The following is a 12,904-nucleotide window of genomic DNA, read 5'->3' on the forward strand; positions in this document are numbered from 1 at the left end:
AAACCATGAATTACAGTCTACGCCTCGACTATCCTTGCCTTTTCCGAACAAAGATAGTGAATAAATCTCCACAGTATTCAGAATACCCACAAAAAGAGCCCACCTCAGAATAAACCTGAAAAGACCTTTGTTTTTTATTTTATCTTAAGCTATTACAAAATTACAAGGACGACATTCATCATCATATGTATCCATAATTCTATTCACTGCCTCCAATCAACGACGTCGGCTGCATAATCGCCCACGTAGAATATACAGCCAACAACGACAACTCTATATTCAACACCGTCGATTACAGTATCCGACATTTATCATCATCTGTTTATTCTTGCTACATTATCTTTCTGTTGAAAAAAGACAATTTCCAATTTAGTTTCTATCCGGATTTAGATAAAAGTATAATTTATACTGCATCTTTAGAGTATTTCGAACGTTTCTGATACAGGAAATTATCCGACTTCTCTACAAATTTCTTTTCTAATATATCAGAAGGTACATCCCTATATTTATCAGAATTTTACCCGAAGCTGAAACTGCAAATCCGCTTTATTATTCCCCATAATTTCTTCCGGTCCTGAACTAATCCGATTACGGTCTGCATAATGCGTCCATCCCCATTTGCCCTGTATCATTAACCAATTATTACAGGCATATCGTAAATTCACAGCCAGACGAGTACCTTTTCCATAAAACGAATTCATCGAAAAAGCATACAACAGTCCGGGTTCATACATATAAATACGAGAATTATAGTCATCTGTACGAAACCATGCCCCACTGACCGATACCCGAAACGGAAAACCGGTAAATCCTGCTTTCGCACTTCCCCCTATCATCAGTCCGTTGGAATACTCTCTTTTATAATAAGAAGTACGGATATATTCGGCCATGGTTTTAAACATGGTCTGTTCATTGAGTGAATAAGACAGTTGATAATGCAGACGATGACGCATATAAGGCAATACAAACTTTGTTTTTTGAGAAGAAGTATAGTTTTGAGCCTTATTTTTATAGCTATACTTTATTAACATTGACAGTGAATTAATCGGTGAATAGCTTATTTGTATCCTTTCTTCTATTCCCATTGTTTTTTCCTTATCTACCCGATAACGATAATAGGGAAAATAAAAGAAATCAGTATAATACAAGAGCCTTATCTTATTTAATAACTTAGTTTCCAAACCAATATAAATACCAGTCTCATTCTGTATACGAGAATTCTCTCCAAAAGCATTGGCATATAAAGCCTGATAACGTTTGTCATAATACCTGTTCATAAGTAGAAGAGTAGTATTGACAGTCGGTGAATAACTCAACATATTAATTGTAGCAATCTTTCCCTGCCTGTCTACTGCCGTTTCTCCCGAAAAGACCATCCGACGGAAAAAGAATTTATAGTTGACTCCTGCATTAAAGAAATCTTTTCCACGAGGATAGTACCGGTTGTATTTACGATAATCGGGATTCAACACTTTATCAAATACATTATAAACAGCTGTTAATCCCAATTCAACATGCTTTCCATTATAAGATAAATTACTGCCAGCCAAATGATTACTTACAGTATTCATCTTTTCTACATCCTTCCTCAACCGATGATATCCATCAGTTTTCAACGAGGTTATAAACATGTTTTCCACATTTGCATCCTGCTTTCTAAAGGAATAAAAAGCCGAAATATTCCATCTTTCAGACAAACGATAAGTAGCTCCAGCCCCTTGAAGATAATTATATTCACCTACAGAAGTATATTTGGATAATCCCCTTCCCATCCGGTTCATTGTATAAAGAGAAGCAGACTTTCCCATACTAAATGCCTGGTTAATTACCAGTCCATATCCAAAGCTGACACGATAGTGTCCCAATGCTATCGCTTTCCACCTTTTCACATCTTGTAAAAACAGATAACCTGAATAAAAATCATAGCCTTTCTTATTAAACAAGCGAAAGAAAGGTTCTCCGGCATCTTTCTCAGCCGTCAGTCCGGCAAACAATTGCTGACGATACCGGAAGCGGTAACGAATATTGTTGTATATTGGATCTCCATAATACCTTTTATTAGGTGACTTTTCCAAAATCTCCGGATCATAATCAGCATATCCTGCTTTTTTATTCAACGGAATATCCACACGTGTGAATAACTCCTGTTTATTATATTTCCAGATATTCCTCCAACGTAATTTACTCTTTTCATCTTCTGCTTCGCCTACATATACACACTTTTCCAACAAGCGCCTTGTTTGCCAGTCCATGCCTTCTATACCCAACAATTCTTTTTTACTCACCATCGGGCCATATTTATAAAGATAATACAAGATGTTTTCAATTAACTTATCAGACAAGAAAGGCAATTGCTCCAATTGCTCTTTGGTAATTGTATTGATATTGAACGGATGTTCTATTAATTCAGACATTTCTTCATAGCGTTCCTGCCAGTAAACTATATCTTGTTCATCGGCAACCTGCTCCTCCCATTCTACCCACGTTTGTGCAGAGATATTCACTCCTGTATAACTAATTAATACACAAACAATAAAATACTTTATCCACATTGTTATTTACAAGTTTTTCACAGCTATATTCACCCTATATATCGAATAAATCTGTATTTTTGCGTATATGAAACATCGTATTTACATACTTCTGTTTCTGCTTCTTGCTTGTATCTTAAAAGCCAGTGCACAGCAGAATATACGGCAGTCCGAAAAAGGATATATGCTTCCAGTCTGTGTATATCAAGGAGATACAATACCTTATATAACGCTAAGAAGTGTGTATATATACCCCAAGATGAAATTTAAAAGCAAAAAGCAGGAAAGATATTACTGGAGACTGGTACGCGATGTAAAGAAAACACTTCCTCTTGCTAAAGAAATAAGACGGGCAGTTGTGGAAACTTATGAGTATATGGAAACTCTTCCAGATACAAAATCACGTGAACGCCATATGAAAGCTGTAGAAAAAGGATTAAAAGAGCAATATACGGCACGTATGAAAAAACTGACCTTTTCACAAGGTAAATTACTCATCAAACTGGTCAACCGAGAATGCAATCAATCCTCTTATCAATTGGTTAAAGCTTTTATGGGACCATTTAAAGCTGGATTCTACCAGACTTTCGCAGCACTCTTCGGAGCAAGCCTGAAAAAAGAATATCATCCGGAAGACGATGATAAGTTAATAGAAAGAATAGCTGTCCTTGTAGAAAACGGACAGCTATAATATATTGCAAAACAATAAATTAACAAGTTATTAATAGGTTATAAACAAGTTTGTTTAAGCTGTATCAACTTGTTGGCAAACTCCCACAGCACAATTCCCGTAGTAACTGATACATTCAATGAATGTTTGGTTCCATATTGAGGTATCTCGATACAACCGTCACACATATCTACTACCTCTTGCTGTACACCTTTTACTTCATTCCCCATTACGATAGCATATTTTTTTCCAGGTTCTAATATCAGTTTATCCAACATTGTACTACCGGCACACTGTTCAATAGCCAATACAGTATACCCTTCTTCATGAAGTTCATTCACAGCATCTTGTGTACGTTTGCAATACTTCCAGTCTACCGTATATTCAGCTCCAAGTGCTGTTTTATGCATTTCCGGATGAGGAGGAACAGCAGTAATACCACATAAATATATCTTATTGACCAAGAAAGCATCAGCAGTACGGAATACAGCTCCAATATTGTGTAAACTACGTATTTCATCCAATACTACTACCAATGGAAGTTTTTCCGCTTCCTTAAATTCTTCTACCGTCAGACGGTTCATTTCTGTTACTTTCAGCTTTCTTAATTCAGACATACATGTATTATGGTTATTTATTTTCCACAAAGATAGAAACTATCTTCATAACCTTGTTAAAAACGGTTGAAAAGGTGTATAAAACCAATTCAAATAAAATCATAAAAACTTCTTGCATACTTAAAAGAAGCAATTATAGAATACAAGAAACGAACAAACCAAAAAACTTAATAAAAAGTTTCATTATCAGTTTAAACATATTTTTTATACAAAAATAAGCAGTTAACAAAGGGAAAGTTTTTAACTTTGCATTCTATCAACAAATTGTTAATAGAATAAGTAAGTCAGCTATTATCAATAAATAAGCCTGTTGATTTGCTGATAATAGGATAAACCCAAATATTCATAATTCAAAAAACAAAGAAAATAGCCTTATTTTTAATAACACTATTAACGGGCTATTATTAGCATCATAAATTCCTTTTTAAAAGAAGAAAAAATATAATCTTATTATGAATAAAGAAGAATGGTTGAAAAGAGGGTATGTCACTGAACCGATACCTCAGTCGGTAGACCTTAAAGCGGAAATAAAGAAACTGTGTAAAGAAAAGAATGCCGTTATCTTGGGACACTTCTACCAATCTGACGAAATTCAGGAGATAGCCGATTTTATAGGAGATAGTCTGGCATTGGCACAATGGGCTGCCAAAACAGACGCAGACATTATAGTAATGTGTGGTGTTTATTTTATGGGTGAAACGGCCAAAATATTGTGCCCGGATAAAAAAGTACTGATACCTGATTTAAACACTGGATGTTCGTTGGCCGACAGTTGTCCTGCTGAAGAGTTTACAAAGTTTGTAAATGCTCATCCGGGACATACGGTAGTTTCTTATGTAAATACCAGTGCAGCAGTAAAAGCACTAACCGATGTGGTGGTAACTTCTACAAATGCTAAACAGATTGTAGAAAGTCTTCCAAAAGATGAAAAGATTATCTTTGGTCCAGACCGTAATCTGGGAAATTACATCAACTCTATTACAGGTCGAAATATGCTGCTTTGGAACGGAGCCTGTCATGTACATGAAAAGTTCTCTATAGAAAAGATTATAGAATTGAAAAAGCAATATCCGGAAGCACAAATACTGGTTCATCCTGAATGTAAAGGAGCATTGGCTAAAATGGCTGATAAGGTAGGATCTACAGCCGGTCTGTTGAAGTTTGCAATGGCAAGCGATAAAAAAGATTTTATTGTAGCTACGGAAAGTGGTATTTTATATGAAATGAAAAAACAATGTCCGGAAAAGAATTTTATCCCTGCTCCTCCCGAAGACAGTACCTGTGCTTGCAATGAGTGTAATTTTATGCGCTTGAATACACTGGAAAAACTGTACAATACTTTAAAATATGAATGGCCGGAAGTACAAGTCGAAAAAGCAGTTGCAGAAAAGGCTATTCTTCCTATCCAAAAAATGTTGGATATTTCTAAAACCTTAGGTCTGTAAAGTTTTTATAGTGTAACGTAATACTACAATATGGTTTTATGATGTGTATACATTATAAAACCATATTTTTTATAAGTATATATAGAGTTTCTATAATAGGCTTTATACTTTATATATTGTACATAAATATAAGTAATCTGATTACAGAAAGATGTTAGATGCTTTATGCTAATTTAAAACATAATTATTGTGTAAATAGTAAATACAATGTTATTTATTGCTGTAGTTTTATATTTTGTAAGAAAAATATAGCTAAATGGTTATTGTTTTATAAAATAAGGGATATTCATCCTACTGTTAAAAAGAAAATTAAACAGAGATAAAAGGCTTTTTATGTTTGTTTAGTATTTTATTTTTAATTTACTTTGCGATATAAAATACAATATAAAAGGTAAAATAACCTTAGAATATAACCTTAGAATATAACCTTAGAATATAACCTTAGAATAAAACTTATGAAAACTTAAATTTACTTTATACCTTATATCTATTTCTTCATTTAAAGAAATTATATTTTTAGAAATATAATCATTAATATCAACTTCAAATTAACCTTATCTTATGAAACGAAGTAAGTATTCGCAATTACTATTGTTTTTGCTAATGGTTCCGGGAGGCATGTCATTTGCTTCTTCTCATGGAGTATCGGAATCAAACGGTTTTTCTATGCTTCAACAGTCTGTAACAACAAAAGGAACTGTTGTAGATGCTAAAGGGGAACCTTTAATCGGTGTAAGTATTTTGGAAAAAGGTACTACCAACGGTACGATTACAGATTTTGATGGAAACTTTACTTTGCAGACTGCAAAGGGAGCTACATTGGAAATCTCTTATATCGGTTATAAAACTTTAAGTCTACCGGTCAAAGCTGATTTTGGTAAAATTGTAATGACAGAAGATACCGAGGTTTTGGACGAAGTAGTAGTTACAGCTTTGGGTATCAAGCGTTCACAAAAAGCATTGAGTTATAATGTGCAGGAAGTGAAAGGTGATGCTGTAACAGCTGTAAAAGATGCTAACTTTATGAACTCCTTGGCTGGTAAGGTAGCCGGTGTGCAGATTAGTAGTGGTGCCACTGGTGCCGGTGGTGCAACTCGTGTCGTAATGCGTGGTATGAAATCTTTGACTAAAGACAACAATGCCTTGTATGTAATCGATGGTGTACCTATGTTTAATACTGGTAGTAGTGGTGGTGAAGGACAGTTTGGTGAAATGGGTGGTTCTGATGCAGTAGCCGACTTGAACCCGGATGATATCGCAAGTATCAGTATGATGACCGGTCCTTCTGCAGCTGCATTGTATGGATCTGCTGCTGCCAATGGTGTTGTTTTGGTAACAACAAAGAAAGGACAGACAGAACGTACTTCAGTTACAGTTTCAAACAGTACAACTTTCTCTAAGGCATATATCATGCCAGAAATGCAGAACCGTTATGGTACAAGTACCGGTTTGTTCAGCTGGGGAGGTTTGACTGATAGAAGATACGATCCATCTGACTTCTTCAATACAGGAACAAATATTATTAACTCGATAGCTTTGTCTACTGGTAATGCAAAGAATCAGACTTACTTGTCAGCTTCTACTACCAATTCAGACGGTATTTTGCCAAATAACAGCTATAACCGTTATAACTTTACAGCTCGTAATACAACAAATTTCTTAAATGATAAATTGACTTTGGATTTGGGAGCACAGTATATTGTGCAGAATAATACCAACATGGTGTCTCAAGGTCAATATTACAACCCACTTCCTGCATTGTATTTGTTCCCTCGTGGTGATAATTTTGATGAAATTCGCTTGTACGAACGTTACAATACCAACTATGGCTATATGGAACAGTATTGGCCATATGGAGATGGAGGTATGTCTTTGCAGAACCCTTATTGGATTCAGAATCGTATCCGCCGTACTTCAGAAAAGAAACGTTATATGTTGAACGCTTCTTTGAAATGGAAAGTAACAGACTGGTTCAATATTACAGGACGTGTAAACTTGGATAACTCTGACTATCGTAACAGAGAAGAAAAATATGCATCTACATTGACTACATTCTGTGGAGTAAGTGGAGGTTTGAAAGATGTAATGCGTCAGGAACGTTCTTTGTATGCGGATGTATTGGGTACAATTGACAAAACATTTGGAGATTTCCGTTTGAATGCAAACTTTGGTGGATCTATCTATCATACTTCAATGAATGAACTTTCTATTGCTGGTGATTTGATCATCCCTAACTTCTTCCAGATGAATAACATCAATTTCTCTTCTAACTATAAGCCAGAACCTGATGGTTATACAGATGAAATTCAGAGTGTTTTTGCAAGTGCTGAATTAAGTTGGAAGAATCAGTTGTATTTGACATTGACAGGACGTAATGACTGGGATTCTAAATTGGCTTTCTCTAATCAGTCTTCATTCTTCTATCCTTCAGTTGGTTTGTCTGCTGTATTGTCTGAAATGATGAGCCTTCCAGAATGGTTGACTTATGCAAAAGTTCGTGGATCATATACAGTTGTAGCTTCTTCATTCGACCGTTTCTTGACAAATCCGGGTTATGAATACAATGGTCAGACTCATAACTGGGAAAATCCGACAGTATTCCCTATGGATAATATGAAACCGGAAAAAACTAAATCATGGGAAATTGGTTTGAATTTGAAATTCTGGGAAAACCGTTTCAGCTTAGATGCAACTTATTATCGCTCTAATACTTTGAACCAGACATTTAAGGTAGATATTCCTTCTTCATCTGGTTATAATAAAGCAATTGTACAAGCTGGTAACGTACAGAACCAAGGTTTGGAATTGGCTTTAGGATTCCGTGACGAATGGGCTGGATTTGGATGGTCTTCTAATGCAACATTTACTTTGAACCGTAATAAAGTAAAACGTTTGGCAAGTGGTAGTATCAATCCTGTTACTGGTGAAGAAATCCAGATGGATAATATGCCTGTTGGATGGTTAGGTAAAGAAAACGTAGCTCCTCGTGTTATTTTGACAGAAGGAGGTTCTATGACTGATATCTACGTATATAACCAGTTGACTAGAGACAATAATGGTAATATCGAAGTTGATCAAAACGGTAATATCAGTATGAGTACTTCTTCTACTCCGACAAAAGTAGGTGATTTGGATGCTGATTTCAACTTAGGATGGACTAACCACTTTACTTATAAAGGAATTGACTTGGGCGTTGTATTGACAGCTCGTGTAGGAGGTCTTGCTTATTCTGCTACTCAAGGTATTTTGGATTATTACGGTGTTTCTGAATCTTCAGCTATTGCTCGTGATAATGGTGGTATACCTGTTAATAACGGTACGGTAGAAGCTCAGAAATATTATCAGACTATCGGTACAGGTGAAGGTGGTTATGGACGCTATTATTTGTACAGCGCTACCAATGTTCGTTTGCAAGAGTTAAGCTTGAATTATACTCTTCCTAAAAAATGGTTCAAGAATGTGGCAAACGTAACTTTAGGTGTGGTAGGACGTAACTTGTGGATGATTTATTGCAAAGCTCCATTCGATCCGGAACTGTCAGCGTCTACTTCAAGTAACTTCTATATGAACGTAGACTATTTTATGCAGCCAAGTTTGCGTAATGTTGGTTTTAACGTAAAAGTTCAATTCTAATAAGGGAGACTAATGTCATGAAACAATATATAAGAAATATTACAGCTGGTGCTGCTTTATTACTGATGGTAGGAAGCTGTACTGATAAATTTGAAGAATATAATACGAATCAGTATCAGATCCACGAAGCTGATCCTGCAACTTTGATGAAGTCAATGATTGAAACTATTGTAAACATTCAGCAGAATGACTCTCAGATGCAAGATCAGATGGTAGGACAATTTGGTGGATATCTGTGTCCTTCTAATACTTGGAGTGGTACTAACTTTGGTACATTCAATATGAGTGATGCATGGAATGCCAATCCTTGGAATACTAATTTTGAAAAAATATATGGTAACTTTTTCCAGATTCAGGAAGCAACCAATTCTGTAGGTCACTACTATGCATTTGCTCGTATGATCCGCGCTATAACCATGTTGCGTGTAGCAGACTGTTATGGTCCGATGCCTTATAGTCAGGTAAAGAAAGGAAACTTCTATGTAAGTTATGATACTCAAGAACAAGTATATAAAAATATCTTGGATGACTTGGCTAATGCAGCTGATGTTCTTTATGATTTTAATACAGAAACTAATGGCTATGCTCCGTTAGGTGCAAACGACCCTGTATTCAATGGTAATTATGCAAAATGGGCTAAATTGGCTAACTCTATGCGTTTGCGTGTAGCTATGCGTGTCAGCAATTTCTTGCCTGATGTAGCTAAGGCTGCTGCAGAATCTGCTGCTGCACATAGAGCTGGATTGGTTGAAACCAATGCAGACAATGCAATTATGAGTTGTGGTACACAGAATAATCCTTATCAGATTGCAGCTGTAAGTTGGGGCGATTTGCGTGTAAATGCAAATATTGTAGACTACATGAACGCTTATGAAGATCCTCGTAGAGAAAAGTATTTCAATAAATCTACAATTTCGGGAATGACCGACAAATATGTAGGTATACGTACAGGAGATCAAGATGTAGTAAAGGCAAGTGCTGGAGGTTTCTCAACTCCTAACGTAACTGCTAACGATCCGATGATGGTATTTTGTGCTGCAGAAACTGCTTTCTTGCGTGCTGAAGGTAAACTTCGTGGTTGGAATGTAGGTGATAAAGAAGCTAAGGAATATTACGAAGAAGGCATTAATCTTTCAATGAGTCAATATAATGTATCTGGAGAAGATTATTTGAAAATTGAAGAAGCTCCTTTAGTTTCTCATGTTAGTGATAATGTTCAGAAAGCTCCTGCATCTATATCTAATACTGTATCTGTAAAATGGGATGACTCAGATAACACACTTACTGGAAAGAACTTCCAGCGTATTATTACTCAGAAGTGGATTGCTAACTACCCGTTGGGGCTGGAATCATGGGCAGAATATCGTCGTACCGGATATCCTGAAATGTATCCTTGTATTGATAACCTTTCTAATAACGTAGTAAGCACTGCTCGTGGTATGCGCCGTTTGGCTTTCCCATATACAGAAAAGCAAAATAATAAAGCAAACTGCGATCAAGGTGCTACTGATTTGGGTGGAGCTGATACACCAGCTACTGATTTGAAGTGGGCTAAAAAGAACTAATAACGTTAAATGAATATTTATGAAAAAGATATCTTTATTATATACTTTGTGTTTGTCATTATTGACTTCAGCTTTTGTAAGTTGTAGTGATTGGACAGAGATGGAAGCTGAATCGTTTCCAGAAGAAATAACTTCTGACGAATATTATGCAGCATTGCGTGCATATAAACAAAGTAATCATCAAGTTTCTTTTGGATGGTATGGAGGATGGACTGGTGATGGAGCTTATATGAAAAACTCTTTAGCCGGACTTCCTGATAGTTTGGATATTGTTTCTTTATGGAATAATAGTAAAAACTTGACTGAAAAACAGAAGAAAGACTTAGCTTTTGTTCAGCAGGTAAAAGGAACTAAAGTTGTTGTTTGCCAAATTATTGGTAATGTAGGTGATGGATTTACTCCTTCTTATGTTACAAATAATTGGGAAGAAAATGGATATGAAAGTGATCGTGAAGCCATTAACGCTTTTTGGGGATTCGATGAAACAAATCAGGAAGCAATGGAAGCTGCTATCCGTAAATATGCAAGAGCAGTAGCCGATACAATTAACTATTATGGTTATGATGGATTCGATATTGACTATGAGCCCAATGCAGGTCCTTATGTAGGTAATCTTGTTATGTCTGGTGATAACTCACGATTTGCTATTTTCCTTGAAGAGCTGAGTAAATATTTGGGACCACAATCAGGAACAGGTAAGTTACTGATGATTGACGGTGAACCTCAAAGTATTACAGACCAGCCGCATGTTGGACATTATCTTGATTATTTTGTAATTCAGGCTTACAATCCAAGAAGCGACTCTAATTTGGATGCTAGACTTCTTGGAGGACCTGGAGCATATCGTTGTGGTTTGATGGAAACCTTCGGAGAAGAACTCGGTGAAGAAAAAGTCACTAATATGACTATTATGACTGAAAATTTCGAAGCTGTGGATGTGGCAATGAATGGAGGTTATTCATATAGAGACCGTTATGGTAATTCTATGTTGTCATTGGAAGGTATGGCACGTTGGAGACCCACAAACGGTTTTAATAAAGGTGGTGTAGGAGTTTATCACTTAGAAGCAGAATTTGGTACTACTCCTGAATGTAAAAATATGCGCAACGCTATTCAGATTATGAATCCTTCTTCACATTCATTAATTAAAAAATAATTAGATTATGAAATACAATTATATAAAAACATTGTTCTTTTCGGCTACAGTAGCAGGTATGGGAATATTTTCTGCATGTAATGATGCAGAATATTCAGTTCTTGATACTCATGCTTATATAGATGAAGCACTTAATGGAGCAAGTGCTAAAGTAACGGTACAGGCTACGGGAGAAACTACTACTACTATCAATATTCATATGAGTAATGCTGCTTCTGCAGACAGTCATTATAAACTTGTAGTAGACCCTTCTATATTGGATGAATACAATACAATGAATGGTACCAGTTATATCACAATACCTGAAGGTCAATATAAGTTACCTGAAGATATTCTTATTAAATCCGGAGAATATAATGCAGAAGAAACTACAATTACTTTAGAAGCTTTCAGCGATGAAATGGTAGATTCTGGTGAAGCTTATGCATTACCTGTCAGATTGGTTTCAAAAGATGGTAACTACCCTGTTATGGCCAATACTGGAACCTATATTATCTTAGCTGAAAATATTATTGAGTTCTCAGCTCCTCAATTCGATGGAGGTGCAAAATTATCTTCACCGAAATACGCTACCGATCCTGATACTTATTCACAGTACACTATTGAAACACGTTTCCAGATAAGTAATACAGGTAATCGTAACCGTGCGATATTTACTACAAGTGATGGAAATAATCGTTTCATATTATTGCGTTTTGAAGATCCACAGTCTTCTAATAACGACCATCCTGCTCACTCATTAGTTCAAATTCAGCTTCATGATGGTATGTATGTAAATCCAGCTCACCATTTTGAACCAAATAAATGGCAGCATATGGCTGTTACATTCGATGGTACTACTTATCGTATGTATGTAAATGGTGTAGAAAGTGCTAAATTGGAATGTGCTACTCCTTGTATGACGTTCAAGGGTATTGGTTGGTTTACCGATGGTGATGGCCCATCATCAGGTTGGTGGAATGGATGTAAGATTCTGGTAAGCCAGGTACGTATCTGGTCTGTTGCCCGTAATGCTGCCCAGATTCAGAACAGCATGACACAGGTAAGTCCGAAGTCTACTGGATTGGAAGCATACTGGCGTATGGATGAAGGTAAAACAGAAGAAAGAAGTGATGGAACTTACACTGTATTCGAAGATGCGACAGGTAAAGGACATACTTTGGAAACTAAACAAAAGGTTACTTGGGTAGATGGTATATTGTCTACTGATACAGCAACTCCTTGGTAATAAATGTTTTAATAATATTTCACCTCTCTCTTTAGTAGAGAGGTGAATGAAAAAAGAAT

General features: G+C 36.0%; 8 protein-coding genes. 6 read left to right on the top strand and 2 right to left on the bottom strand.

All coding sequences use genetic code 11. The features are described from left to right. Positions 1–509: 509 nt before the first annotated feature. A complete protein-coding gene (locus WKU26_RS09195) occupies positions 510–2,552 on the bottom strand; it encodes a helix-hairpin-helix domain-containing protein (protein WP_340321749.1) in 2,043 nt (680 codons plus the stop codon). Between the two features lie 67 nt (positions 2,553–2,619). Here WKU26_RS09195 and WKU26_RS09200 point away from each other — a divergent pair, with 67 nt between their 5' ends. Beyond that, the gene (locus WKU26_RS09200; protein ID WP_445323234.1) at positions 2,620–3,222 is read left to right on the top strand and encodes a DUF4294 domain-containing protein; all 603 of its coding nucleotides are present in this window, start codon (positions 2,620–2,622) and stop codon (positions 3,220–3,222) included. 38 nt (positions 3,223–3,260) lie between these two features. Here WKU26_RS09200 and WKU26_RS09205 read toward each other — a convergent pair whose 3' ends face one another. Continuing rightward, on the bottom strand, positions 3,261–3,818 hold the full coding sequence (locus WKU26_RS09205; RefSeq protein ID WP_340321750.1) for an RNA methyltransferase: 558 nt from the start codon (positions 3,816–3,818) through the stop codon (positions 3,261–3,263). Positions 3,819–4,270: 452 nt separating this feature from the next. Between WKU26_RS09205 and nadA the strand changes: the two genes are divergently transcribed. From nadA to WKU26_RS09230, 5 genes are all read left to right on the top strand, one after another. Continuing rightward, entirely contained in the window at positions 4,271–5,263 is a 993-nt protein-coding gene (gene nadA, locus WKU26_RS09210) for a quinolinate synthase NadA (RefSeq protein ID WP_340321751.1), read from the top strand. 666 nt (positions 5,264–5,929) lie between these two features. Then, complete coding sequence (locus WKU26_RS09215; protein WP_340321776.1) at positions 5,930–8,896, top strand: SusC/RagA family TonB-linked outer membrane protein; 2,967 nt, start codon at positions 5,930–5,932, stop codon at positions 8,894–8,896. A gap of 17 nt (positions 8,897–8,913) precedes the next feature. Then, complete coding sequence (locus WKU26_RS09220) at positions 8,914–10,461, top strand: SusD/RagB family nutrient-binding outer membrane lipoprotein (RefSeq protein ID WP_340321752.1); 1,548 nt, start codon at positions 8,914–8,916, stop codon at positions 10,459–10,461. 19 nt (positions 10,462–10,480) lie between these two features. Beyond that, positions 10,481–11,617, top strand: coding sequence for a glycoside hydrolase family 18 (locus tag WKU26_RS09225; protein WP_340321753.1), 1,137 nt, complete (start codon positions 10,481–10,483; stop codon positions 11,615–11,617). Positions 11,618–11,621: 4 nt separating this feature from the next. After that, positions 11,622–12,845 carry a DUF1735 and LamG domain-containing protein gene (locus WKU26_RS09230; protein ID WP_340321777.1) on the top strand — a complete coding sequence of 408 codons (1,224 nt, stop codon included), beginning with the start codon at positions 11,622–11,624 and terminating at the stop codon, positions 12,843–12,845. Positions 12,846–12,904: the final 59 nt, after the last annotated feature.

The organism is Phocaeicola sp. HCN-40430 (genome assembly GCF_037890285.1).
Classification (GTDB): Bacteria; Bacteroidota; Bacteroidia; order Bacteroidales; family Bacteroidaceae; genus Phocaeicola; species Phocaeicola acetigenes.

Excerpts from the sequence above, each read along its gene's own strand:
- nadA (WP_340321751.1), top strand. The coding sequence starts at position 4,271 with ATGAATAAAGAAGAATGGTTGAAAAGAGGGTATGTCACTGAACCGATA.
- WKU26_RS09220 (WP_340321752.1), top strand. The coding sequence starts at position 8,914 with ATGAAACAATATATAAGAAATATTACAGCTGGTGCTGCTTTATTACTG.
- WKU26_RS09200 (WP_445323234.1), top strand. The coding sequence starts at position 2,620 with ATGAAACATCGTATTTACATACTTCTGTTTCTGCTTCTTGCTTGTATC.
- WKU26_RS09225 (WP_340321753.1), top strand. The coding sequence starts at position 10,481 with ATGAAAAAGATATCTTTATTATATACTTTGTGTTTGTCATTATTGACT.
- WKU26_RS09215 (WP_340321776.1), top strand. The coding sequence starts at position 5,930 with ATGCTTCAACAGTCTGTAACAACAAAAGGAACTGTTGTAGATGCTAAA.
- WKU26_RS09195 (WP_340321749.1), bottom strand. The coding sequence starts at position 2,552 with ATGTGGATAAAGTATTTTATTGTTTGTGTATTAATTAGTTATACAGGA.
- WKU26_RS09205 (WP_340321750.1), bottom strand. The coding sequence starts at position 3,818 with ATGTCTGAATTAAGAAAGCTGAAAGTAACAGAAATGAACCGTCTGACG.